This window comes from Pantoea sp. PNA 14-12 (assembly GCF_004364735.1).
Lineage (GTDB): Bacteria > Pseudomonadota > Gammaproteobacteria > Enterobacterales > Enterobacteriaceae > Pantoea > Pantoea stewartii.
Genome location: NZ_SOAJ01000010.1, coordinates 1 through 26255, shown reverse-complemented (window position 1 = coordinate 26255; position 26255 = coordinate 1). Strand labels below are relative to the sequence as shown.

The window sequence follows — 26255 nt, the reverse complement described above, 5'->3', positions numbered from 1 at the left end:
GATTGTCTGATAAATTGTTAAAGAGCAGTGCAACCAGCGGGTTAACCGTCTGTTGCGAGGTGGCGTATATTACGCTTTCCTCCTTCAGAGTCAACTTCTTTTTCAGAAGTTTTTCTCCGGCGGCTCAGTTGCCTGACCCTCTCAACACCGCATTCCGTAAGCCGTTGTGCCGTGTCGATGGAGGCGCATTATAGGGAGTTCTCGCAGGCTGACAAGGGCTAAATTCAATAAAAATGACTGTTCGCTGCATTCCACAGCAAAAGCCCGCCTTATACGCAGTTACACACAAAGTTATCCACATTCCTGTTACGTACAAATTTAGACGAGCATCACGCAAACGTTTTCGCTACAATGCCCCCGCAACGCTATGGATGCCCCTTTTCGGGGCGTTACCTGAAGTTTTCGCGTTTTCACTTCTCTATAAAGAGGAAGAAAGCTCGCAAACTTGATGTAACGCTCTTATTTACGCGAATCAAAGCCAAGGGATAAAACCACCATGCAACAACCTCGTCCTTTACGCCGCGCCCTGCTCAGTGTTTCTGATAAAGCCGGCATCCTCGAATTTGCTCAGGCACTCTCCCAACGTGGTGTTGAGCTGCTCTCTACAGGCGGCACCGCACGTCTGCTGGCAGAGGCAGGGCTCCCCGTCATCGAAGTGTCTGACTATACCGGTTTCCCGGAAATGATGGATGGACGCGTTAAAACGCTGCACCCGAAGGTCCATGGCGGCATTCTGGGACGTCGCGGACAAGATGATGCGGTAATGGCGCAGCACGCTATCAACCCTATCGATATGGTGGTCGTTAACCTTTATCCCTTTGCACAAACCGTCGCGAAGCCAGACTGCTCACTGGAAGATGCCGTAGAGAACATTGATATTGGTGGCCCAACCATGGTGCGCTCGGCGGCCAAGAACCACAAAGATGTGGCGATTGTGGTAAAGAGCAGCGACTACCCGGCCATCATCGCCGAGCTGGACGCTAACCAAAACTCACTGACGCTGGAAACCCGTTTTGACCTGGCAATCAAAGCGTTTGAACACACCGCTGCGTACGACAGCATGATCGCCAACTACTTCGGTAGCATGGTTCCCGCCTACCATGGTGAAACTGAGCAGCCGGCAGGACGCTTCCCACGCACCCTCAATCTTAACTTCGTTAAAAAGCAGGATATGCGTTATGGCGAGAACAGCCATCAGGATGCCGCCTTCTATATAGAAGAAAATGTACAGGAGGCCTCTGTCGCTACCGCCGAGCAGGTGCAGGGCAAAGCACTGTCTTATAACAACATTGCGGATACCGATGCAGCACTGGAGTGCGTAAAAGAATTCGCTGAGCCCGCGTGCGTCATTGTAAAGCATGCTAATCCTTGCGGCGTGGCCGTCGGCGAGTCCATTCTGGCGGCTTACGAGCGCGCTTACCAGACCGATCCTACCTCTGCATTTGGCGGTATTATTGCGTTTAACCGTGAACTGGACGAGGCGACCGCACAGGCCATTATCAGCCGGCAGTTTGTTGAAGTGATCATCGCCCCTTCGGCGACCGAAGCGGCCCTGAAAATCACGGCGACGAAACAAAACGTTCGTGTACTGGTATGTGGTGAATGGCAGGGCCGTGTCGCCGCGCTGGATTTCAAACGGGTGAATGGTGGTCTGCTGGTTCAGGATCGCGATCTCGGGATGGTCGATGCCAGCCAGTTGCGTGTCGTCAGCAAGCGTCAGCCTTCTGAACAGGAACTGCGTGATGCTCTGTTCTGCTGGAAAGTGGCTAAATTCGTTAAGTCCAACGCCATTGTCTATGCACGCGACAATATGACTATTGGCATAGGTGCGGGCCAGATGAGCCGCGTCTATTCTGCCAAAATTGCGGGCATCAAAGCGGGTGATGAAGGTCTCGAAGTTAAAGGTTCTGCGATGGCTTCCGATGCGTTCTTCCCATTCCGTGATGGTATTGATGCCGCTGCAGCCGTGGGCGTGAGCTGTGTCATTCAGCCAGGCGGCTCTATCCGCGACGACGAAGTGATTGCAGCTGCCGATGAACACGGTATTGCCATGATCTTTACTGATATGCGTCACTTCCGTCATTAATTCTGTGGAGCGTTTTATGAAAATTTTAATCATCGGTAACGGCGGACGTGAACATGCCCTGGCCTGGAAAGCCGCCCAGTCGCCGCTGGCAACGGCCGTTTTTGTCGCCCCTGGTAATGCAGGTACGGCGCTGGAACCGGCTTTACAGAACGTCGATATTTCCCCAACAGATATCCCGGCATTACTTGCCTTTGCGCAACGTGAACAGATCGATCTCACTATCGTTGGACCCGAAGCGCCGCTGGTGATTGGCGTGGTTGATGCATTCCGTGCCGCCGGCTTAAAAATCTTTGGTCCGACTCAGGCTGCCGCACAGCTGGAAGGTTCGAAAGCGTTCACGAAAGACTTCCTTGCGCGTCACAACATCCCCACTGCCGAATACCATAATTTCACCGAGGTCGCCCCTGCGCTGGCCTATCTGCGTGAAAAAGGGGCGCCCATTGTCATCAAAGCCGATGGCCTGGCTGCCGGTAAAGGTGTCATTGTGGCCATGACGTTGCAGGAAGCCGAAAACGCGGTGCAGGATATGCTGGCGGGCAACGCCTTTGGTGACGCCGGGCACCGTATTGTGATTGAAGAGTTCCTGGACGGTGAAGAAGCCAGTTTTATCGTGATGGTCGATGGCGAGAATGTCCTGCCGATGGCCACCAGTCAGGATCACAAACGCGTCGGCGATGGGGATACAGGGCCAAACACCGGCGGTATGGGCGCTTACTCTCCTGCACCAGTGGTGACGGATGAAATCCACCAGCGCGTCATGGACCAGGTCATCTGGCCAACCGTACGTGGCATGGCAGCAGAAGGGAATGTCTACACAGGCTTCTTATATGCCGGGCTGATGATCGATAAGACCGGTCAGCCAAAAGTGATCGAATTCAACTGCCGTTTCGGCGATCCGGAAACGCAGCCCATTATGCTGCGCCTGCAATCGGATTTGGTGGATCTCTGTCTGGCTGCCTGTGAAGGCAAGCTCGATCAAAAAGACTCACAATGGGATCCCCGCCCTTCGCTGGGTGTGGTGCTGGCGGCAGGTGGCTACCCTGGCCCCTACGCGAACGGCGAACTGATTCACGGTTTGCCGCAGGAAGAAGCGGCTGACGGCAAAGTTTTCCATGCCGGTACACGTCTGGAAGGCGACCGCGTACTGACTAACGGTGGACGTGTGTTGTGCGTCACCGCGTTAGGCGATGACGTTGCCGCTGCGCAGAAGCGCGCTTATGCGCTTGCTCAGCCGATTTCCTGGCAAGGCAGTTTCTGCCGCCGCGATATCGGCTATCGCGCCATTGGTCGCCAGTAACGATGACAGGGGCACACGTTGTGCCCCTTTTTCATGCCTCAGAAATCCGCCTCTTTGGGCTCATCTGCACATTCGTCTTTGTGGCTGACCCGCAACAGTTGAACGCCTTCCGGCGCTTCCAGCCATGAAACCATCAAGGGACCAGCGGAATGACGGCGGTAATGCGTGAGCGTCTGCCATGCCTCACTGTCAAACGCTGACGTCACCTTTTGACCGTCACAGGTCTCCACGACATTGCCCCCTGCCCAGTGCCCCTGCTTCAGAAACACCCGACCGCTTAAGAGCGCATCGCTGACGTCCCGCATACGTTGCGCGTCAAACTTATAAAGTTCCACCGTATCAGGGCTGACCGCTTCACGTTGAGTAGCAAGCTGGCGCTGCATAAAGTTAAGACTGCCATTCTGGTCAAATCGCAGGGTGACATCGTCGGGAGGCGCGCCTTTCACCTGACGCTCAACGCTGACCAGATGATCGCCCAGCCAGCGGTAGTCTGTCGTTTCGCTTTTTTCGCTGTTAAACGGGTTATACAGCGTACGAATATGCACAGACTGATGATCCGTATTCTTACGCCAGATACGCACACTGCCACGGTCGGCCAGATAACCACTGGCGGAAAAGGCGGGAATGTCGGGGGTGGAACTGCACCCGATAATCAGTGAGGAGAGAAGCAGGGCAGAAAAGCGCTGAAGCAGCGTAGTCATGGTGGCTGGCCCTTAAACAAAAGGGGCGAAATCGCCCCTGTTTAAAACTTTACCGCTATGCGACGTCTTACTTGACGGCGTCTTTCAGAGCTTTACCAGACACGAATGCAGGTACGTTTGCCGCAGCGATTTTGATTTCTTTGCCAGTCTGTGGGTTACGACCGGTACGCTCAGCGCGGTGGTTCACTTTAAAAGTACCAAAACCAACCAGTTGTACAGCATCACCCTCTTTCAGAGACTCAGTGATTGCAGCCAGAGTAGATTCCAGCGCTGCCTTGGCCTGGGTTTTAGACAGGTCAGCTTTTTCTGCGATCACATCAATCAGTTGAGTCTTGTTCATAAGTTATCCTTAAAGTGTATTTATCGCTTGCTAAGCAACGAGTGCGAGGGAAAAGCCAACTTCGGGCACTCTTCAGCCTGCACGCACCGATAGCCACAATTTTCAGCCCCCCAAATGTAGACCAGACAGGGGGCTGATGTGAAGCCTCCAGGCGCGCTAATTAAGGCCTGAAGTCACGTTTTCTCGCCTTATTGCTGAATTTTTATACCGATGTTACTAATTCCCGCCTCGCGCAGGTCGGATCGCAGACCTTTTATCAATTCAAGGTCTCGCTCTTCACAGTCTGCGAGCAGGCGAAAAATCTCCCATTGCAGGTCCCATTCGTCGATGACAGCCGGGTTTTCCCGCAGCTCTTCATCGGTCATTTCGCGACCTGCCTGAGTCATTTCCAGAATGGCCACGGTGGTGATGGAGGTCTTGCTGACTTCAATCGCATGTTCAAGCGTTTCGCCACTTAACAGGGCGTGCAGCACTTCACTTAATGCCACACAGGCATCGATGGCCGGATACACGCCGTAGACCTCAAAATCATCGCCATCCGGAATCGCAGCTTCGAGCTTTTCCAGTTGACTGTCGAAGTTGATCTTTGCATCTTTCACCGTCAGCGTTTCCCAAATCAGATCGAGAATCCGGCGGTAAAGCGCAGGATCGGCAAACGCAGTTTGCTGGCAAAAAGCCATGTAATTAGGATACATGCGCTCGCACAGGCAAGCCATAAACGTCAGATGTTGCCAGCTTTCCAGCTTTGCCAGACGCAAATGCACAGGGTTTTGTAACATACACAGAGCTCTTATTCGTTTCGCTGGCCGCAGTGTAACGCAAAAGCGCCCTACAAACAGTGCTAAAGCGCGTTTTGCCAGCGCAGAAATGCAGGTCGGCGTGATGCGACAGCATCTGCCCAGCGCGTCGGTTCCGGTAAACGGTAGCCCTGAGTACACTTTTCAACCCAATCGAGGGCACTGTCCAGGCTGACGCGATGCCCGGTGGCCACAAACAGCGGATTACAGCGTACCTTGCTGCGCCATACCCAGCCAATTTGCTCCCCTTTATCCATTAACGGCTGGCGACTGCCGGGAGTCTCGTCCAGCGGCTCAAACCGTCCGCACAAACGCTTTTTGGCGACACCGATGGTGGGAACATCGACCATCAGTCCAAAGTGTGACGCCACACCGAGCCGACGCGGATGCGAAATGCCGTGACCGTCGACAAACAACAGGTCAGGCTTCTGCTCCAGCATATTCCATGCCGCCAGCAAGGCGGGATATTCCCGGAAAGAGAGAAAGCCAGGAATGTACGGCATAGTCGTCTCGATGCGCGCGATACGATGCTCCACCAGCTTCAGCGACGGGTATTCAAGAATAACCAGCGCCGCGCGCGTGACCGCACCTTCCTGTTCAAACCCGACGTCTGCGCCACCAATAAAGCGTGGCGGCAGCACATCAAAATCGTCCTGCCGCACGACGTCTGCGGCACGCTGTTGTTGCTCCGCACGAAGTGCAGCAATATCCATTATGACTCCTGATGATACTGGCGGGAAAGGCGGTGCACCGCCTCAACGAAGACGCCGGCATGCTCTGGCGGTACATCCTGATGGATACCATGTCCCAGATTGAATACGTGGCCTTCACCTTTGCCGAAACCGTCCAGAATACTGGCCACTTCCTGCTCGATACGGGCCGGTGGTGCGTACAGCATGGAGGGATCCATATTGCCCTGTAAGGCGACTTTATGCCCGACACGACGGCGGGCCTCACTGATGTCGATAGTCCAGTCCAGGCCCAGTGCATCGCAGCCTGTTTCAGCCATGGCCTCAAGCCACTGACCGCCGCCTTTAGTAAACAGCGTGATCGGCACACGACGGGCTTCGTTTTCGTGCAGTACGCTGTCGACGATTTTATGCATGTAATACAGCGAGAACTCGCGATAATCGCGGCCACTCAATGCGCCGCCCCAGGTGTCAAACACCATGACTGACTGCGCCCCGGCGCGGATCTGAGCGTTAAGATAGAGAATAACGCTGTCGGCCAGCTTATCCAGCATGGCATGCAATGTGGCAGGTTCGGCGTACATCATTTTTTTAATTTTGGTGAAGGCCTTACTACTGCCGCCTTCTACCATATAGGTTGCCAGCGTCCACGGACTGCCTGAAAAACCAATTAAGGGCACCTCACCATTAAGGTTCTTACGGATGGTCCGTACGGCATTCATCACGTAACCCAGTTCCTGTTCAGGATCGGGAACAGGCAGGCGATCGACATCGGCACGGCAGGTTACGGGGTTTGAAAAGCATGGACCTTCCCCCGTTTCGAAGTACAGCCCTAATCCCATCGCATCAGGAATGGTGAGAATATCACTAAAGAGGATGGCCGCATCGAGCTTGTAGCGACGCAATGGTTGCAGGGTGACTTCGCAGGCCAGCTCGGCATTCTTACACAGCGACATAAAGTCGCCCGCCTGGGCACGCGTGGCTTTATATTCCGGCAAATATCGTCCGGCCTGGCGCATCATCCATACGGGGGTAACATCGACAGGCTGGCGTAACAGGGCGCGCAAATAACGGTCGTTCTTCAGTTCACTCATGTCAGGACTCTCTCGGTATCAAGCGAGTAGTGTAGCACTCTCACGCCTCAGCGCGGCAGAGGGCAACGGTATCTTCAATTAATCGACGGGCAACGGTGCCAGGTGGAGGCAGTAAAGGCAGCGCATCAAAACGGAACCATCCGGCATCCAACAGCTCTTTACCGTCGTGCTGTAAGTCGCCGCCGTCATACTCCGCCATAAAGGCCATCATTAAGGACTGCGGGAAAGGCCAGGGCTGGGAAGTGACATAACGGACATTCTTCACGCGCACGTTGCTCTCTTCCATCACTTCGCGTGCAACCGCCTGTTCAATGGTCTCACCGACTTCAACGAACCCGGCCAGCACAGTGTAAATGTTATTACGATGACGCGCATGGTTGGCCAGCAGGATCTCATCTCCACGGCGGATAGCAACGATAATACAGGGCGCAATTTGTGGGTAATAACGTTCACGGCAATGGCTACACAGGCAGGCAAATTCGCGTTTACTGGCATGCATCTCATGACCACAATAGCCGCACCAGCGATGGGATCGGTAAAACTCTGCTAACTGCACACCGCGCCCGGCCAGCTGAAACAGGCCCGGATCTTCGTTGAGTAACTGGCGCAACGACAACATATCTGACGAACGCGTTTCACAAATCAGCCAGACCTTCTCTCCCTGCCATTCGCCAATCACGCGCCCCTGGTGCCCGGTAAGGCCAAACTGCTGTGCGTTTCCGTGAGGTAAATCGCCTTGCGGTAACCAAATTTTCTGTTCACTACTGACAATCCACCATCCAGCGTCTACGCTTGAAATTTCGCATTGCATTTATTTCGTCATCCTTAGCGTCAACCCGCACGCTGAAGTCCCGATGTTAAGTGTGTAGATGAACAACTATACCCAAATAATTCTGGTTGCAAGACGACAGCACGCTTATTTATCCCGACAGGTTCGCGGAGAACAAGCGCAATTGGCGCATCGCTAATCTGAAATATGAAGGTGCATAACGCATACGGAGTTAACTATGCTTAACCAGTTAGACGTTCTGACCCAACGCGTAGGTGGCAGTAATGAACTGGTAGATTCATGGCTGGCAGCTCGCCGCCAGCTGTTGGTTTCTTATTACCATTTGGTCGGCATCAAGCCGAAAAAAGAAGCGCTGACTCGCCTGGACGAGCAGGCACTGGATAACTTTTGCCACACGCTGGTCGATTATCTTTCATCCGGTCACTTTAGCCTTTACCAGCGTTTGATTGCAGAGATGGACGGCACCAGTCCGCTGCTGGCTGCAGCGCAGATTTACCCGTCGCTGGAAGCCAATACCGAGCAGTTGATGCAGCTGTATGACGGCCACCTGCAACAGGCCATCGACGACGACAACTATGTGACGTTTCAGCACGCCTTGTCAGAAGTCGGCGAAGCTCTTGAAGCGCGTTTTACCCTTGAAGACAAGCTTATCCAAATGGCATGGGACAATCACCTGACTCCGCCTGTGGCGAACGACAGTGAAATTGCCCGCCCTGCTTAACAGTGCCGCAAATGTAAATAACTTGTGATTCATAAAAAGCCCCCTTATGCTGAGTGGGCTTTAAAACATCTGTTTTATGTTGTCAGGGTTTGACGGTTGCACGTCCTTGCGGGACCTGATTAACCGTTAAACCAAATCTTGTCGGAGTGCCCATTGGGCTGAGACCGTTAATTCGGGATCCGCGGAACCTGATCAGGTTAGAACCTGCGAAGGGAACAAGAGTAAATTTTTACGGTACGCCGCACTCAGGGTGCCCGCTGTGCCGTTACTCCTTCCGAACTCCGGACAAGCAACCTTCCCACTTACTGGAATATTGCTATGTCTACTACGAAAACGACCCGTCGCGAACAACGTGCTCAGGCACAGGAATTCATTGATTCCCTGCAGGGTGGCAGTGCCTTTCCCAACTCAAAACGTATCTGGCTGACCGGCAGTCGTGACGACATTCGTGTCCCCATGCGCGAAATCCAGCTTAGCCCTACATTGACCGGCGGCAGTAAAGATGAGCCCGTTTACCAGGAAAATGAGCCTGTGCCGGTTTATGACACCGCCGGTGCCTATGGCGATCCGGCAGCAAAAATCGACGTGCATCGCGGACTGGATAAACTGCGTGCTCGCTGGATTGAAGAGCGCGACGACAGCGAAAAACTGACGCAGATTAGCTCGGCGTATACGCAGCAGCGACTGGCTGATGACGGACTGGATCACCTGCGCTTTGAACATCTGCCAACGCCGCGCCGTGCTAAAGCCGGCCGCTGTGTGACCCAGTTACATTACGCGCGTCGGGGAATCATCACGCCAGAGATGGAGTTCATCGCCATCAGGGAGAACATGGGCCGTGAGCGCATTCGTGGTGAGGTACTGCTGCAACAGCATCCGGGCCACAGCTTTGGTGCCCATCTGCCCGAAAACATTACCCCCGAGTTTGTACGCCAGGAAGTGGCCGCTGGCCGCGCCATTATTCCGGCCAATATCAACCATCCCGAATCCGAACCGATGATCATTGGACGCAACTTTCTGGTGAAGGTGAATGCCAACATTGGTAACTCAGCGGTGACCTCGTCTATTGAAGAAGAAGTAGAAAAGCTGGTCTGGTCCACACGCTGGGGCGCGGACACGGTCATGGATCTGTCGACCGGACGCTATATTCATGAAACCCGTGAATGGATTCTACGTAATAGTCCTGTTCCCATCGGCACTGTTCCGATTTATCAGGCACTGGAGAAGGTCAACGGTGTGGCTGAAAACCTGAACTGGGACATTTTCCGCGATACGTTACTGGAGCAGGCCGAACAGGGCGTGGATTATTTTACTATCCATGCGGGTGTGCTGCTGCGCTACGTTCCTATGACTGCAAAACGCCTGACCGGTATTGTGTCCCGTGGTGGCTCCATTATGGCGAAGTGGTGCCTGTCTCATCACAAAGAGAGCTTTCTCTATGAACACTTCCGCGACATCTGTGAAATTTGCGCAGCCTACGATATCGCTTTGTCACTGGGCGACGGATTACGCCCCGGATCGATTCAGGACGCCAACGACGAAGCACAGTTCGCTGAGCTGCACACGCTGGGTGAACTGACAAAAATAGCCTGGGAATATGACGTACAGGTGATGATCGAAGGCCCCGGCCATATCCCGATGCAGATGATCCGTCGCAACATGACAGAGCAGCTGGAACATTGCCATGAAGCGCCGTTTTATACTCTGGGCCCACTGACGACCGACATTGCGCCGGGCTACGATCATTTTACCTCTGGCATCGGTGCCGCCATGATTGGCTGGTTTGGCTGCGCGATGTTGTGTTACGTCACGCCGAAGGAGCATCTTGGCCTGCCAAACAAAGAGGATGTGAAACAGGGATTAATCACCTACAAGATCGCCGCGCATGCTGCCGATCTGGCCAAAGGCCATCCGGGGGCGCAGATCCGCGACAACGCCATGTCGAAAGCGCGCTTCGAATTTCGCTGGGAAGATCAGTTCAATCTGGCGCTGGATCCTCATACAGCCCGGGCCTATCACGATGAAACGTTGCCACAGGAATCGGGTAAAGTCGCCCACTTCTGTTCAATGTGCGGCCCTAAGTTTTGCTCAATGAAGATCACGCAGGAAGTGCGTGACTATGCTGCCAGACAGGAAGCGGAAGCGCAGGCTATTGAGGTTGGCATGGCGCAGATGTCTGATCATTTCCGTGAACGGGGCGGTGAACTCTATCATCCCGCCACAGCGATTAAGGAGGAGTAAATGAACGCCTTTCCCGCTACCGCGCCGCGATTAGGGCTGTATCCGGTGGTCGACAGCGTCGAATGGATCGAACGCTTACTGGATGCCGGGGTGCGCACGATTCAGCTGCGGATTAAGGATCTGCCAGATGAGATCGTTGAACCCACCATCATCCAGGCTATCGCAACAGGTCAGCGTTACCAGGCGCGCCTGTTTATTAATGACTACTGGCAGCTGGCGATTAAGCATAAGGCTTATGGCGTTCATCTGGGGCAGGAAGATCTGGCCGTTGCCAATGTGCAGCGCATTCTGGACGCAGGCTTGCGCCTGGGCATTTCCACGCACGATGATGCTGAGCTGGATCGGGCGCTGGCGCTGCGTCCTTCCTACATTGCGCTGGGACATATCTTTCCTACCCAGACGAAGGTGATGCCCTCTTCTCCGCAGGGTTTGTCTGAACTTAAACGCCATCTGAGTCGGTTGCAGGGGATCTCTACCGTGGCGATTGGCGGCATCAGCATTGATCGCGTTCCGGCGGTACTGGAAACTGGTGTCGGCAGTATCGCCGTGGTGAGCGCCATTACGCAGGCAGAGGACTGGCGGGCGGCCACCCGCGAGCTGTTACGGCTTGTTGAGCCCGAATCCGGGCATTAACCACCCTGTCGCGCAGATAAACGCGCACGTGGTGCAACAGGCAGATAAAAACTGGAAAGCCGCGCACGGCAATGAACATTGCGACTGGCGCGGCTTTTTTCTGTCCTTTAAAGTCACTGGCGTCCGGCCGGGATGGCCTGACCAGGGCCAGTTCCCTCCTCTTTCTGGCCCTGCTTCTCACTACCTGAAGCAATGATATCGATAACGGCGGACAGGTCAGCCGACGGCTGATGCGCACAGGCGGCCATCGCCCGCTCGACAGCCTTACCGGTCAAGGCCAGTGCCTGTTCAATCTTACTGCTTGAGGGCAAGGCGTAATTCAGGCGCAGACAGTTACGGTACTTTCCGGAGGCCGAAAACAGCGAGCCTACGGCAATCTGGATCCCTGATTTGCGTAATTCGTGGTTGAGCTGCACCGCATCAAATGCCTCAGGCAATTCAATCCACATCAAAAAACCGCCCTGAGGCCGCGTGACGCAGATACCGCAAGGGAAGTAATGCCGTACCCAGCAGGAAAAGGTGTCGTAATTGCGCTGGTAAACCTGGCGCATCCGCCGAAGATGCGTCTGGTAATGGCCCTGCTGGATAAAGTCAGCTACGGCATGCTGAGGCTGAGTGGCGGTAGAACCTGTCACAATGTATTTCATATGCAAAACACGATCGCGGAAGCGTCCGGGCGCCACCCAGCCCACACGTAAACCCGGTGCCAGCGTTTTGGAAAACGAGCTGCACAGCAATACGCGTCCTTCTGTATCCAGAGATTTAATGGATGAAGGCCGCGGGTACTCCCAGGCCAGCTCACCATAAACATCGTCTTCAATGATCGCCGCATCAAAACGCTGTACCAGACTCAGCAGCGCGCGCTTGCGCTTTTCGGGCATGATAAAGCCAAGAGGATTGTTGCAGTTAGGGACGACGACGACCGCTTTGATCGGCCACTGATCAAAGGCCAGTTCCAGCGCTTCAAGGCTGATTCCCGTTACAGAATCGGTCGGAATCTCAATGGCCCGAATGCCGAACCCACGTAATGTCTGCATGATGCCGTGAAATGACGGCGATTCGACCGCAATGATATCGCCGGGCTGGCATACTGCGCGCACGGACACTGACAGCGCTTCGTGGCAGCCTGTGGTAATCACAATATCTTCTGAGGTCAGCTGGCAGCCGCTGTCGATCATCAACCGGGCAATTTGTTCTCTCAGCCGGGCGACACCGTAAAGGTTGTCGTAATTCAGCAGCGTGCTTTCCTGCTGCTGCGCCTGACGGCTAAACGCCTTCCACAGAGGTTTCAGTGTGGACTGCGTTAAATCCGGCATACCGCTGCCCAGTTGCAGTACATCCTGTTCCCGGCGGCTGTTAAGCAGGTCAAGCACCGCATCCCACTGGGTAATTTCCACCGGATATTGCGCCGGACGCGTTAAGGCCGGAATGGGTGGCATCGCCTTATGCGGCGCCACAAAATACCCGGAACGCGCCTGCGGAATAATCAGCTGTTTCTGCTCCAGCAGATAATAGGCCTGCTGTACCGTGCTGATGCTGACACCATGTTCGACGCTCAAACTCCGAACGGAGGGCAGGCGCTCGCCACTTTGGTACAACCCCTGTTCAATACGTTTTTCCAGCAATGTGGCTAAATGTTGATAGCGCGTCATGATTGACCTCAGCCAGGTTGATGACCCGACAAAACAGTACAGACAGCCTGTATTTCTACCATTCAGTCCACGCTGACGGCAATCTGTATGTTAAATAATTGCTTCGGGTGCATCTGTATTGGAAATTGTATCTGCATGAAAATATTTCTCAGGTTACTTACTGAGGGCAGGATCATGGGATATGAGGAAAATCGTAGCGCTAAACCCTTTGCAGTTTCACTCAGCCTGTTTCGCTTTATCTGGCATCATTTTCGTCGCTGGCAGTGTCGGCGCGAAACCCGCATGATTTTATGCAGACTGAGCGACAGTGCGCTGAAAGATATCGGGTTAAAGAGAAGCGATATCAATAAACGCTTTTAATTACGGCTCGCCTGGAAACAGGCGTGAGTCGATTTCGTTAACAGGACGGACTTCGGAAAACACTCTTCACGACAGTACGCGTTATGAATGCCGGTGCCGCCTGTACAAGACAGCCTGATCTCGCAGGCAAAAAAAAAACCCTGCCGGAGCAGGGTTTTTTATCGGGCGTTTGACAATTACTCGTCGTTGTTACCGCCAAGACCCGCGTTCAGTAACTCCGCCAGGCTTGCGGATGCTTCGTCAGCAGTCACCTGCGGTGCAGCTGGCACTTCGCCTGCCGCACGACGACGCATACGATCCTGGTGATAAGCGTAACCGGTACCGGCCGGGATCAAACGACCCACGATCACGTTCTCTTTCAGACCGCGCAGTTCGTCGCGCTTGCCTGCTACTGCCGCTTCAGTCAGGACACGTGTAGTTTCCTGGAACGATGCTGCAGAGATGAACGATTCGGTTGCCAGTGACGCTTTAGTGATACCCAGCAGGTCACGTACGAAGGTTGCGCCAACTTTTCCGTTCGCTTCAAGTTCACGGTTAGAGATCTTGATGCGAGAGAATTCAGCCTGCTCACCTTCCAGGAACTCGGTGCTGCCCGCGCTCATGATAGTAGCTTTACGCAGCATCTGACGAACGATGACTTCGATGTGCTTATCGTTAATCTTAACGCCTTGCAGACGGTAAACTTCCTGCACTTCGTTAGTGATGTAACGGGTAACCGCATGCACGCCACGTAAACGCAGGATGTCATGTGGTGACTCTGGACCATCGGAAACCACGTCACCGCGCTCAACACGTTCACCTTCGAACACGTTCAGCTGACGCCATTTCGGAATCATCTCTTCGTACGGATCGCTACCATCCAGCGGTGTAATCACCAGACGACGCTTACCTTTGGTTTCTTTACCGAAGGAGATGATGCCGCTGATCTCCGCCAGGATTGCTGGCTCTTTCGGACGACGCGCTTCGAACAGGTCAGCAACGCGTGGCAGACCACCGGTAATATCCTTGGTACCGCCAGATTCCTGCGGAACACGCGCCAGGGTATCACCCGAGCTGATCTTCACGCCATCTTCCAGCTGTACAATCGCTTTACCTGGCAGGAAGTACTGAGCAGGCATATCGGTACCTGGGATCAGAACATCATTGCCGTTGGCATCAACGATTTTCAGTGCCGGACGCAGATCTTTACCACCTGAGGTACGTTCTGCAGAGTCCAGAACCACCAGCGATGACAGACCTGTTAAGTCATCAGTCTGACGCGTAATGGTCTGACCGTCGATCATGTCGGTGAAGCGAATGAAACCGCCCACTTCTGTGATAACTGGCATGGTATGCGGATCCCAGTTTGCAACGGTTTCACCCGCAGCAACCTGCTCACCATCACCTTTCGCCATGGTCGCACCGTAAGGAACTTTATAGCTCTCTTTCGTACGGCCAAATTCGTCGATCATTTTCAGTTCAACGTTACGCGAGGTGATCACCAGCTTGCCTGCTGAGTTCGTTACCGACTTAGCATTGGTCAGCTTGATGGTACCTTTGTTCTTCACCTGAATGCTGGATTCAGCTGCCGCACGAGATGCCGCACCACCGATGTGGAACGTACGCATCGTCAGCTGTGTACCCGGCTCACCGATTGACTGTGCTGCGATAACACCGATTGCTTCGCCTTTGTTGATGATGTGACCACGTGCCAGGTCGCGACCATAGCAATGCGCACACACACCAAAGTCGGTTTCACAACCTACAACCGAACGCACCTTCACGCTGTCGACTGAGTTCAGTTCCAGCACGTCACACCAGTGCTCATCAAGCAGTGTGTTACGTGGAACCAGAATGTCAGCCGTGCCAGGCTTCAGAACGTCTTCTGCCGTTACACGGCCCAGAACGCGCTCACGCAGTGGCTCTTTCACGTCGCCACCTTCGATGACTGGCGTCATCATGATGCCTTCGTGTGTACCACAGTCGTCTTCGGTGACAACCAGATCTTGCGCAACGTCAACCAGACGACGCGTCAGATAACCGGAGTTCGCGGTTTTCAGTGCGGTATCTGCCAGACCTTTACGTGCACCGTGCGTCGAGATGAAGTACTGAAGTACGTTCAGACCTTCACGGAAGTTCGCGGTGATAGGCGTTTCAATGATGGAGCCATCTGGCTTAGCCATCAGACCACGCATACCGGCCAGCTGACGAATCTGTGCAGCAGAACCACGCGCACCGGAGTCGGCCATCATAAAGATGCTGTTAAAGGAAACCTGTTTCTCTTCTTCGCCGTCACGGTTAATCACGGTCTCGGTTGAGAGGTTTTCCATCATCGCCTTCGCTACGCGCTCGTTCGCGGCAGCCCAGATATCGATGACTTTGTTGTAACGTTCGCCGGCGGTAACCAGACCAGACTGGAACTGTTCCTGAATTTCGGCCACTTCGGCTTCGGCTTCAGAGATGATTTCCACTTTCTTGGCTGGGATAACCATGTCGTCGATACCAACAGACGCACCTGAACGGGCGGCGTAGGCGAAACCGGTGTACATGGTCTGGTCAGCAAAGATAACGGTCGGCTTCAGGCCCAAAATGCGATAACAGGTGTTCAGCATTTTAGAGATAGCCTTTTTACCCAGCGCCTGGTTGACGATGGAGAAAGGCAGACCTTTCGGTACGATCATCCACAGAATCGAACGACCAATGGTGGTGTCGATCAAGCTGGTTTTCGCAACGAACTCATCCTGCTCGTTTTTGCTGTACTCAGTGATACGCACTTTAACGCGCGCATGCAGCTCGGCCAGGCCAGCGCGATAAACACGCTCAGCTTCTTTCGGGCCGGTCAGCACCATGCCTTCACCTTTGGCATTCACTTTGTCGCGGGTCATGTAGTACAGACCCAGTACAACGTCCTGTGAAGGAACGATGATTGGCTCGCCGTTCGCCGGTGACAGAATGTTGTTGGTCGACATCATCAGCGCACGCGCTTCCAGCTGGGCTTCCAGCGTCAGCGGTACGTGAACAGCCATCTGGTCACCATCGAAGTCGGCGTTATAGGCCGCACAAACCAGCGGGTGAAGCTGGATTGCTTTACCTTCGATCAGAACCGGTTCAAAGGCCTGGATACCTAAACGGTGCAGCGTTGGTGCACGGTTCAGCAGGACCGGGTGTTCGCGGATGACTTCGTCCAGGATATCCCAAACGACAGCTTCTTCACGCTCAACCATCTTCTTCGCGGCTTTGATGGTGGTGGCCAGGCCACGCAGTTCCAGCTTGCCGTAGATGAACGGTTTGAACAGCTCCAGTGCCATTTTCTTCGGCAGACCGCACTGATGCAGACGCAGGTATGGACCAACGGTAATAACAGAACGACCGGAGTAGTCGACACGCTTACCGAGCAGGTTCTGACGGAAACGACCCTGCTTACCTTTGATCATATCGGCCAAAGATTTCAGAGGACGCTTGTTAGAACCGGTGATCGCACGACCGCGACGACCGTTATCCAGCAGGGCATCAACCGCTTCCTGCAGCATACGTTTTTCGTTACGTACGATGATATCTGGCGCAGCCAGATCCAGCAGGCGTTTCAGACGGTTGTTACGGTTGATCACGCGACGATACAGATCGTTCAGATCCGACGTAGCGAAACGACCACCATCCAGCGGTACCAGCGGACGCAGATCAGGCGGCAGAACCGGCAGAACGGTCAGGATCATCCACTCTGGCTTATTACCAGACTGAACGAACGCTTCCAGCAGCTTGATACGCTTGGTCAGTTTTTTACGCTTGGTCTCGGAGTTGGTTTCGTTCAGCTCTTCACGCAGCTGCTCGCACTCTTGCTCCAGATCCATATTTTTCAGCAGCGCCTGGATAGCTTCTGCACCCATCTTCGCGTCGAATTCGTCACCGAACTCTTCCAGCGCGTCAAGGTACTGCTCTTCCGTCAGAATCTGACGTTTTTCCAGGTTAGTCATGCCGCCTTCGATCACAACATAAGATTCGAAGTACAGCACGCGCTCGATATCACGCAGCGGCATATCCAGCAGCAAGCCGATACGCGATGGCAGTGATTTCAGGAACCAAATGTGCGCAGTCGGTGATGCCAGCTCAATGTGGCCCATGCGCTCACGACGTACTTTGGTCTGTGTAACTTCTACGCCACACTTCTCGCAGATTACGCCACGATGTTTTAAACGCTTGTACTTACCGCACAGGCATTCGTAATCTTTTACCGGTCCAAAAATACGGGCACAGAAAAGACCGTCACGCTCTGGCTTGAAGGTACGGTAGTTAATGGTTTCCGGCTTTTTAACTTCACCAAAAGACCATGAACGGATCATGTCTGGCGAAGCCAGCGCAATTTTGATCGCATCAAACTCTTCGGTCTTAGTTTGCGCTTTCAGAAACTTAAGTAAGTCTTTCACGGATTAGCTCCCGTCGGAGTGAGACTCAGGGGCGTCCAACCGAAATTGAACGCCCCATAACCAGTACAAATGCGAGCGCGTTAACCCTGCGCTTACAGGCCGAAGCCTGCTACTGAGGGTTACTCGTCTTCCAGCTCGATGTTGATACCCAGCGAGCGAATCTCTTTCAACAGTACGTTGAACGATTCTGGCATGCCAGGTTCCATCTGATGGTTGCCATCCACGATGTTCTTATACATCTTGGTACGGCCGTTAACGTCATCAGACTTAACGGTAAGCATTTCCTGAAGGGTATATGCCGCACCGTATGCTTCCAGTGCCCATACTTCCATCTCACCGAAGCGCTGACCACCGAACTGTGCCTTACCACCCAGCGGCTGCTGAGTAACGAGGCTGTAGGAACCGGTAGAACGTGCGTGCATCTTGTCATCAACCAGGTGGTTGAGTTTCAGCATGTACATATAACCAACGGTTACCTGACGTTCGAACTGCTCACCAGTGCGACCATCAAACAGGGTAATCTGACCGGAAGAAGGCAGACCGCCGAGCTCTAACAGCTCTTTGATTTCGCTCTCTTTCGCACCATCAAACACCGGCGTGGCGATCGGCATACCTTTTTTCAGGTTTTCAGCCAGACGCAGAACTTCGTCATCACTAAAGGTATTCAGGTCAACTTTCTGACGCACATCTGTGCCCAGATCGTAAGCACGCTGGATGAATTCGCGCAGTTTGGCGACTTCTTCCTGCTTCTTCAGCATCGCGTTAATTTTCTCGCCGATACCTTTCGCTGCCATCCCTAAGTGCGTCTCAAGGATCTGACCGATGTTCATACGTGAAGGTACGCCCAGCGGGTTCAGTACGATATCGACCGGCGTACCGTTCTCATCGTAAGGCATGTCTTCGATTGGGTTGATCTTCGAGATAACACCTTTGTTACCGTGACGACCTGCCATCTTATCACCAGGCTGAATCTGACGTTTAACGGCCAGATAAACCTTAACGATTTTCAGCACGCCTGGTGCCAGATCATCGCCTTGTGTGATTTTACGACGCTTGCCTTCGAGTTTTTTCTCAAACTCGTGCTTCAGTTCGTCGTACTGCTCTGCCAGCTGTTCCAGCTGGTTTTGCTTGGCTTCGTCAGTCAGACCCAGTTCCAGCCAACGCTCACGCGGCAGCTTGTCCAGTTTGTCTGCTTCGACGCCACCAGAAATCAGGACAGACTGGATACGGCTGAACAGGCCCGCTTCCAGAATCTGCAGCTCTTCAGACAGGTCTTTCTTCGCCTGCTTCAGCTGCATCTCTTCGATTTCCAGCGCACGTTTGTCTTTTTCCACGCCATCGCGGGTGAAGACCTGAACGTCGATAACCGTACCCGAAACACCGTTAGGCACGCGCAGAGAAGAGTCTTTCACGTCAGACGCTTTCTCACCGAAGATCGCACGCAGCAGTTTCTCTTCTGGTGTCAGCTGGGTTTCGCCTTTTGGCGTCACTTTACCAACCAGAATGTCACCACCGGTCACTTCCGCACCGATGTAAACGATACCGGATTCATCCAGTTTAGAGAGTGCAGCCTCACCCACGTTCGGGATGTCAGCGGTAATCTCTTCTGGCCCCAGCTTGGTGTCGCGAGACACACAGGCCAGTTCCTGAATGTGGATGGTCGTGAAGCGATCTTCCTGCACCACGCGCTCGGAGACTAAGATGGAGTCTTCGAAGTTGTAACCGTTCCACGGCATGAACGCGACGCGCATGTTCTGACCCAGCGCCAGTTCACCGAGATCGGTAGACGGGCCATCAGCCAGCACATCACCACGCTCAACTGGCTCGCCCAGAGATACACATGGCATCTGGTTGATACAGGTGTTCTGGTTAGAACGGGTGTATTTGGTCAGGTTGTAGATGTCGATGCCCGCTTCGCCCGGATACATTTCGTCTTCGTTAACTTTGATAACGATACGTGATGCATCAACGTACTGAACGGTACCGCCACGTTTCGCCACAGCGGTAACACCGGAGTCAACGGCAACCGCGCGCTCCATACCGGTCCCTACCAGCGGCTTATCGGCACGCAGTGTAGGAACGGCCTGACGTTGCATGTTCGCACCCATCAGGGCGCGGTTAGCATCATCGTGTTCCAGGAACGGGATCAGTGATGCACCGACGGAAACAACCTGTTGGGTCGAAACGTCCATGTAGTCAACCTGATCGCGGCTGAACAGACTCGATTCACCTTTGCTACGGCAGGTCACCAGGTCATCAACGAACGCACCTTCTTCTGACAGATTGGTGTTCGCCTGAGCGATGACATAGTTACCTTCTTCGATGGCAGACAGGTAATGAATTTCATCAGAAACCACACCGTCGATCACGCGACGATAAGGGGTTTCCAGGAAACCGTACTCGTTCGTCTGCGCATATACAGACAAGGAGTTGATCAGACCGATGTTCGGACCTTCAGGGGTTTCGATTGGGCAGACACGACCGTAGTGCGTTGGGTGTACGTCACGCACTTCGAAGCCGGCACGCTCACGGGTTAAACCACCCGGGCCGAGAGCAGAGATACGACGCTTGTGCGTAATCTCTGACAACGGGTTGTTCTGATCCATAAACTGGGACAGCTGGCTTGAACCAAAGAACTCTTTCACCGCCGCCGAAATAGGCTTGGCGTTGATCATGTCCTGAGGCATCAATGTGTCGAGGTCGCCCAGAGAAAGACGCTCTTTCACTGCACGCTCAACACGGACCAGGCCGACGCGGAACTGGTTTTCCGCCATTTCACCCACTGAACGAATACGACGGTTACCGAGGTGGTCGATATCGTCCACTTCGCCTTTACCGTTACGGATGTCGATCAGCTTTTTCATCACTTCGATGATGTCTTCTTTGCTCAGGATACCTGAACCTTCGATTTCATCACGCAGCAATGAACGGTTGAACTTCATGCGGCCGACAGCAGAAAGATCGTAACGATCTTCAGAGAAGAACAGGTTCTCGAACAGGTTCTCTGCTGCTTCACGCGTAGGTGGCTCACCAGGACGCATCATGCGGTAAATCTCAACCAGCGCGCTCAGGCGATCGTTGGTTGGGTCGACGCGCAGGGTCTCGGAGATATAAGGGCCGTGATCCAGATCGTTGGTGAACAGCGTTTCGATACGCTTGTGACCCGCCTGGCTCAGCTTGGCCAGCAGATCCAGCGACAGCTCCATGTTTGCTGCGATAATCAGTTCACCGGTGTTCTCATCGATATAATCTTTAGAGACCACTTTGCCTGCAATATATTCAACAGGCACTTCAATGTGCTGGATACCGTCTTTTTCGAGCTGACGAATGTGACGCGCAGTGATGCGACGCCCTTTCTCAACGTAGACCGTGCCGTTCGATTCGATATCGAAGGTCGCGGTTTCACCACGCAGGCGCTCTGGCACCAGTTCCATCTGCAGCTTGTTGTCACGGATTTCATACACCACTTTCTCGAAGAAGATATCGAGGATTTCAGCAGTGGTGTAATGCAGTGCGCGCAGGATGATACTGGCCGGCAGCTTACGACGACGGTCAATACGGACGAAAAGGTTGTCTTTCGGGTCAAACTCGAAGTCCAGCCATGAACCACGGTAAGGAATGATACGTGCGTTATACAGCACTTTACCCGATGAGTGGGTTTTACCCTTATCGCTGTCAAAGAATACGCCAGGACTACGATGCAGCTGAGAAACGATAACACGCTCAGTACCGTTGATAACAAAGGTACCGTTGTCTGTCATGAGTGGAATTTCACCCATGTAGACTTCTTGTTCTTTAATGTCTTTTACTGTGCCTTCTGGCGCTTCGCGCTCATAGATCACCAGACGCAGTTTGACGCGCAGCGGTGCCGAGTAGGTCACGCCACGGATCTGACATTCTTTCACGTCAAAGACAGGTTCACCTAAGCGATAGCTGACATACTGCAACTCAGAGTTGCCGCTGTAGCTCGCGATAGGGAATACAGAGCGGAAGGCAGCTTCCAGTCCGTACTGACCTTCTGGATCTTGCTCGATAAACTTCTGAAACGAATCAAGCTGGATAGAAAGGAGATAAGGTATGTCCAAAACTTGTGGACGTTTACCAAAATCCTTACGAATACGTTTTTTCTCGGTATAGGAGTAAACCATAGGGTTCCTCAGCTAGCTGACAAGTCGACCCACGCTGTCCGTCCTGACAGGACAGTTCATGCAACACGATTTTGTTTGATTCACGCACTGCCCGGCAGTGTGTGCAATACCTCTTTCTATCACGCTTAAATCATTTCATTGCTTCAGCGTGGGCAGGGAACCCGCACAGGAAAGCAGTATATTAAGTCGTCGATAGAGAAAGATATTGAAGAGCAACAATGGACAAACAGTGCGAAACCCCATTGAGGCCCTGGAGCGCAAAAAGGCTGGTGACCAAAAAGTCACCAGCCATCAGTCTGATATTACTCAGACTGCAACCCGAGGGTTGTCTTACTTAACTTCAACTTCAGCGCCAGCTTCTTTCAGAGCAGCTTCAAGTGCAGCTGCGTCATCTTTGCTGATGCCTTCTTTGATCACGCCAGTTGCTTCAACCAGATCTTTGGCTTCTTTCAGGCCCAGACCAGTTGCGGTACGAACAGCTTTGATTACTGCAACTTTGTTCGCGCCAACAGCTTTCAGGATAACGTCGAATTCAGTTTTCTCTTCAACAGCTTCAGCTGGGCCAGCAGCAACAGCTACAGCAGCAGCAGCAGAAACGCCGAATTTTTCTTCCATAGCAGAAACCAGCTCAACTACTTCCATTACGGACATAGCGGCAACGGCTTCCAGAATTTGGTCTTTAGTGATAGACATAACAATTGTTCCTAAGAATCAGAAAAAGTTTATACGTTAGCAAGTACGAAGAAAAGAGAGGCCTTAAGCCGCTTCTTTTGCATCGCGAACAGCAGCCAGAGTGCGAACCAGTTTGCCGGCAGCGGCTTCTTTCATGGTCGACATCAGACGTGCCAGTGCTTCTTCGTAGGTCGGCAGCGTTGCCAGACGGTCAATATTGGCCGCCGTGATCAGCTCACCTTCAAAGGCTGCAGCTTTGACCTCAAATTTTGCATTCGCTTTCGCGAAATCTTTGAACAGACGAGCAGCAGCGCCCGGGTGTTCCATAGAATATGCAATCAGGGTCGGACCAACAAACGTGTCTTTCAGGCACTCGAACTGAGTACCTTCAACGACGCGGCGCAGCAGGGTGTTACGAACAACACGCATGTAAACGCCAGCTTCACGACCTGCTTTACGCAGTTCGGTCATTTTATCAACGGTAACGCCACGAGAATCCGCAACAACCGCTGAAAGCGCACCTTTGGCTACTTCGCTGACTTCAGCAACAATCGCTTGTTTGTCTTGAAGATTTAATGCCATTAGCTTTAGCTCCTGGATTTGACCGGGGATGGATTTCCCCGGAACTCACTTCACTTATTCGCCCGAAGGAAAATAAGCGCTATTACACGGTGAGCAGAATCCAGTAAAGAAAAATTCTTTTGGTTCTGTCACCGTCTACGCAGGGTATTAAGCATTACATCCGAAAATGTGCAGCTCCTGCGGTCTTGGACGGAGGCCAGGATAAGGCCTGGCTCCAACCTAAAATTCGGCTGTACATCGTGGCTCAGATTGCCTTGCACTGACAGCCTTTATAAGGCCTGCTGAACACTTTACTGTGTTTCAGGCGACTGACTCAGTCGCTGCATTCGCACAATCTGACTTACTCACGATGACATCTGCATGAATGCAGAACAACGGGCGTAAGATTCTAGGTGAATTTTTCGCCCGTTTCAAGCAGCAATTAGTTTGCCGCTGCGCTCAGACCAGCCTGGTCAACGGCAACGCCGGCGCCCATGGTGGTAGAGATGCTGACTTTCTTGATGTACACGCCTTTCGCCTGAGCAGGTTTTGCTTTTTTCAGCGCAACCAGCAGAGATTCCAGGTTTTCTTTCAGTTTGTCAGCATCGAAGTCCACTTTACCGATGGTAGTGTGGATGATGCCGTTTTTGTCGTTACGATAACGAACCTGACCTGCTTTAGCGTTCTTAACCGCTTCAGCAACGTTCGGGGTTACAGTACCGACTTTCGGGTTTGGCATCAGGCCACGTGGACCCAGAACCTGGCCTAACTGGCCAACAACGCGCATTGCATCTGGAGATGCAATAACAACGTCAAAGTTCATTTCGCCTTTCTTGATCTGCTCAGCCAGATCTTCCATACCTACCAGCTCAGCGCCAGCTGCTTTAGCAGCTTCAGCGTTTGCGCCCTGGGTGAAGACGGCTACACGTACAGAACGACCTGTACCGTGTGGCAGAACGGTCGCGCCGCGCACGTTCTGGTCAGATTTACGAGCGTCGATGCCGAGGTTAACAGCAACGTCTACGCTTTCTACGAACTTAGCGGTAGCCAGCTCTTTCAGTAATGCGATTGCTTCAGCAATATCGTACTGCTTAGTCGCGTCAACTTTGTCGCGAATAACGCTCATGCGCTTGGTCAGCTTTGCCATTTCTTAGTCCTCTACTACCAGGCCCATGGAACGAGCAGTACCTTCGATTGAGCGAGTCATCGCTTCAACGTCAGAACCAGTCATGTCCGCAGCTTTAGTTTCTGCGATTTCACGTACCTGAGCACGAGTCACTTTACCGACTTTATCTTTGTTCGGCTTACCAGAACCAGACTTGATGCCCGCTGCTTTTTTCAGCAGAACGGCAGCCGGAGGCGTTTTGGTAATGAAGGTGAAAGAACGGTCGCTGTATACGGTGATAACAACTGGAGTAGGCAGGCCTTTTTCCAGTGATTCTGTTTTGGCGTTAAACGCTTTACAGAATTCCATGATGTTAACACCCTGCTGACCCAGAGCTGGACCAACTGGTGGACTTGGGTTCGCCATACCAGCTGCAACCTGCAGCTTGACGTAGGCTTGTACTTTCTTAGCCATGATAATTCCTCAATTGGGTTATAGCGCCTTTAAAAGGCTCCCCGTGGTAACGATTTACACGCTGTTGCCAGCGCATAAAAACAAAAGGCGCGAAATTATAGTTTAATTTCGCGCCTGCTGCAACAGCCAAATAGTGAAAGAAAGGTTAGCCTTTCTCCACCTGACCGAAGTCGAGTTCGACAGGTGTTGCACGTCCAAAGATGGAGACCGAAACAGTCAGACGACTCTTCTCATAATCGACATCTTCGACCACGCCGTTAAAGTCGGCAAACGGACCATCGTTGACGCGTACCATTTCGCCCGGTTCGAACAGCGTTTTCGGACGTGGCTTGTCACCTACCTGCTGCAGGCGGTTCATGATCGCATCAACTTCTTTATCGCTGATTGGCGCAGGGCGGTCAGAAGTACCACCGATGAAACCCATTACGCGTGGCACGCTGCGAACGAGGTGCCAGCTGGCATCATTCATTACCATCTGAACCAGAACGTAGCCTGGGAAGAATTTACGTTCGCTTTTACGGCGTTGACCACCACGGATCTCGACCACTTCTTCAGTCGGCACCATGACGTCGCCAAACAGCTCTTCCATGTTGTGCAATTTGATGTGCTCACGCAGCGACTGTGCTACGCGGCCTTCAAAACCGGAAAACGCCTGCACGACGTACCAGCGTTTTTTTGGAGCTTCAGACATCTCAGAACCTCAGGCCAGTGATAAACGATACCAGACGGACCAGAATGCCATCCAGCCCCCACAAAATCAGTGACATCACGGCAGTGACCGCGGCAACGATTAACGTGGTATGCAGTGTCTCCTGGCGGGTTGGCCAGATAACCTTGCGCATTTCGGTTCTTGCTTCACGTGCAAAGGCTACGGTCGCTTTGCCTTTGGTCGTTAAAAGCGCAATGCCGCCTGCTGCTGCAATCAAAATAACAACAGCCAACGCACGCAGAGGTAACGTCACATCACGATAGAGGTAGTTACCTACGATCGCCGCAAGCAGTAATAAGACTACCACTACCCATTTCAGCGCTTCGAGGCCGCGCCCGCTCCCTTGAGCTTCGGTATTCGCACTCATAAACCAACCTGCCACAATAATTCAGAAACTATTCTGCCCCGCATCGCGAGGCATCCAAACCGAATGAGCTTTTGGGGCGTAACTCGGTATCCAGCGCCGCATAACAGAGCCTGTCTCAGCAATGATTATGGTGCAAAATCACTGATGAGTCAGGTTCTATAAAACAGCGTACAAAAAGGGCATCAAATGATGCCCTTTCCATGTGCATTGCGTCAAATATTATCGGTAATTAAGCGATAACTTTGGCAACAACGCCCGCGCCAACGGTACGGCCACCTTCGCGGATTGCGAAGCGCAGACCTTCGTCCATTGCGATTGGGTGGATCAGGGTAACAACCATTTTGATGTTGTCGCCTGGCATAACCATTTCAACGCCTTCTGGCAGCTCTACTGAACCGGTCACGTCAGTGGTACGGAA

Annotated in this window: 21 protein-coding genes, 1 pseudogene and 1 riboswitch; of the genes and pseudogenes, 6 read left to right on the top strand and 16 right to left on the bottom strand. The window is 53.0% G+C overall.

What is annotated here, in order from left to right; genetic code table 11:
- Positions 1-496: 496 nt before the first annotated feature.
- Together purH and purD are read left to right on the top strand one after the other, a co-directional pair.
- A complete protein-coding gene (gene purH, locus C7434_RS21560) occupies positions 497-2086 on the top strand; it encodes a bifunctional phosphoribosylaminoimidazolecarboxamide formyltransferase/IMP cyclohydrolase (protein WP_033737948.1) in 1590 nt (529 codons plus the stop codon).
- 16 nt (positions 2087-2102) lie between these two features.
- On the top strand, positions 2103-3383 hold the full coding sequence (purD, locus tag C7434_RS21555) for a phosphoribosylamine--glycine ligase (protein WP_033737950.1): 1281 nt from the start codon (positions 2103-2105) through the stop codon (positions 3381-3383).
- Between the two features lie 38 nt (positions 3384-3421).
- On the opposite strand, the gene C7434_RS21550 is transcribed toward purD, so the two are convergent.
- From C7434_RS21550 to nudC, 6 genes are all read right to left on the bottom strand, one after another.
- Positions 3422-4084 (bottom strand): DUF1481 domain-containing protein, encoded by a 663-nt coding sequence (locus C7434_RS21550; protein WP_133745894.1) that lies wholly within the window; start codon positions 4082-4084, stop codon positions 3422-3424.
- A 67-nt stretch (positions 4085-4151) separates the two neighbouring features.
- Positions 4152-4424, bottom strand: a complete 273-nt coding sequence (hupA, locus tag C7434_RS21545; protein ID WP_006121511.1) for a nucleoid-associated protein HU-alpha — start codon at positions 4422-4424, stop codon at positions 4152-4154.
- 188 nt (positions 4425-4612) lie between these two features.
- Positions 4613-5203, bottom strand: coding sequence for a YjaG family protein (locus C7434_RS21540; RefSeq protein ID WP_006121510.1), 591 nt, complete (start codon positions 5201-5203; stop codon positions 4613-4615).
- A gap of 62 nt (positions 5204-5265) precedes the next feature.
- On the bottom strand, positions 5266-5934 hold the full coding sequence (nfi, locus tag C7434_RS21535) for a deoxyribonuclease V (RefSeq protein ID WP_033737954.1): 669 nt from the start codon (positions 5932-5934) through the stop codon (positions 5266-5268).
- Positions 5934-7004, bottom strand: a complete 1071-nt coding sequence (gene hemE, locus C7434_RS21530) for a uroporphyrinogen decarboxylase (RefSeq protein ID WP_033737956.1) — start codon at positions 7002-7004, stop codon at positions 5934-5936. Before hemE ends, nfi begins: the two co-directional genes overlap by 1 nt.
- 40 nt (positions 7005-7044) lie before the next feature.
- Positions 7045-7815 (bottom strand): NAD(+) diphosphatase, encoded by a 771-nt coding sequence (gene nudC, locus C7434_RS21525; protein WP_033737957.1) that lies wholly within the window; start codon positions 7813-7815, stop codon positions 7045-7047.
- 196 nt (positions 7816-8011) lie between these two features.
- On the opposite strand from nudC, the gene C7434_RS21520 reads away from it, so the two are divergent.
- From C7434_RS21520 to thiE, 3 genes are all read left to right on the top strand, one after another.
- On the top strand, positions 8012-8515 hold the full coding sequence (locus C7434_RS21520) for an Rsd/AlgQ family anti-sigma factor (RefSeq protein WP_033737958.1): 504 nt from the start codon (positions 8012-8014) through the stop codon (positions 8513-8515).
- Positions 8516-8647: 132 nt separating this feature from the next.
- A riboswitch (TPP riboswitch) is annotated at positions 8648-8747 on the top strand.
- Between the two features lie 86 nt (positions 8748-8833).
- Positions 8834-10756 carry a phosphomethylpyrimidine synthase ThiC gene (gene thiC, locus C7434_RS21515; RefSeq protein WP_033737960.1) on the top strand — a complete coding sequence of 641 codons (1923 nt, stop codon included), beginning with the start codon at positions 8834-8836 and terminating at the stop codon, positions 10754-10756.
- Positions 10757-11389 (top strand): thiamine phosphate synthase, encoded by a 633-nt coding sequence (thiE, locus tag C7434_RS21510; RefSeq protein WP_033737961.1) that lies wholly within the window; start codon positions 10757-10759, stop codon positions 11387-11389.
- A gap of 113 nt (positions 11390-11502) precedes the next feature.
- Here thiE and C7434_RS21505 read toward each other — a convergent pair whose 3' ends face one another.
- Complete coding sequence (locus C7434_RS21505; RefSeq protein ID WP_133745893.1) at positions 11503-13041, bottom strand: PLP-dependent aminotransferase family protein; 1539 nt, start codon at positions 13039-13041, stop codon at positions 11503-11505.
- A 174-nt stretch (positions 13042-13215) separates the two neighbouring features.
- On the opposite strand from C7434_RS21505, the gene C7434_RS21500 reads away from it, so the two are divergent.
- A complete protein-coding gene (locus C7434_RS21500) occupies positions 13216-13401 on the top strand; it encodes a DUF1127 domain-containing protein (RefSeq protein ID WP_033737966.1) in 186 nt (61 codons plus the stop codon).
- Between the two features lie 176 nt (positions 13402-13577).
- Here the strand turns inward: C7434_RS21500 and rpoC are convergent, their stop codons facing one another.
- The 9 genes and pseudogenes from rpoC to tuf all read right to left on the bottom strand — a co-directional run.
- Positions 13578-17801, bottom strand: coding sequence for a DNA-directed RNA polymerase subunit beta' (gene rpoC / locus C7434_RS21495; protein ID WP_033737967.1), 4224 nt, complete (start codon positions 17799-17801; stop codon positions 13578-13580).
- A gap of 119 nt (positions 17802-17920) precedes the next feature.
- The gene (gene rpoB / locus C7434_RS21490; protein ID WP_033737970.1) at positions 17921-21949 is read right to left on the bottom strand and encodes a DNA-directed RNA polymerase subunit beta; all 4029 of its coding nucleotides are present in this window, start codon (positions 21947-21949) and stop codon (positions 17921-17923) included.
- Positions 21950-22279: 330 nt separating this feature from the next.
- Complete coding sequence (gene rplL / locus C7434_RS21485) at positions 22280-22642, bottom strand: 50S ribosomal protein L7/L12 (protein ID WP_006121499.1); 363 nt, start codon at positions 22640-22642, stop codon at positions 22280-22282.
- A gap of 63 nt (positions 22643-22705) precedes the next feature.
- Positions 22706-23203, bottom strand: coding sequence for a 50S ribosomal protein L10 (rplJ, locus tag C7434_RS21480; protein WP_003848098.1), 498 nt, complete (start codon positions 23201-23203; stop codon positions 22706-22708).
- A gap of 421 nt (positions 23204-23624) precedes the next feature.
- Entirely contained in the window at positions 23625-24329 is a 705-nt protein-coding gene (gene rplA, locus C7434_RS21475; RefSeq protein WP_006121496.1) for a 50S ribosomal protein L1, read from the bottom strand.
- Positions 24330-24332: 3 nt separating this feature from the next.
- Positions 24333-24761 carry a 50S ribosomal protein L11 gene (gene rplK, locus C7434_RS21470; protein ID WP_006121495.1) on the bottom strand — a complete coding sequence of 143 codons (429 nt, stop codon included), beginning with the start codon at positions 24759-24761 and terminating at the stop codon, positions 24333-24335.
- 145 nt (positions 24762-24906) lie between these two features.
- Positions 24907-25452: a transcription termination/antitermination protein NusG gene (gene nusG / locus C7434_RS21465; protein ID WP_003848088.1), complete on the bottom strand. Its 546-nt coding sequence runs from the start codon at positions 25450-25452 to the stop codon at positions 24907-24909.
- Between the two features lies 1 nt (position 25453).
- A complete protein-coding gene (gene secE, locus C7434_RS21460) occupies positions 25454-25837 on the bottom strand; it encodes a preprotein translocase subunit SecE (RefSeq protein WP_006121494.1) in 384 nt (127 codons plus the stop codon).
- Between the two features lie 229 nt (positions 25838-26066).
- Positions 26067-26255 (bottom strand): annotated as a pseudogene (gene tuf / locus C7434_RS21455) (elongation factor Tu); the annotation flags it as partial.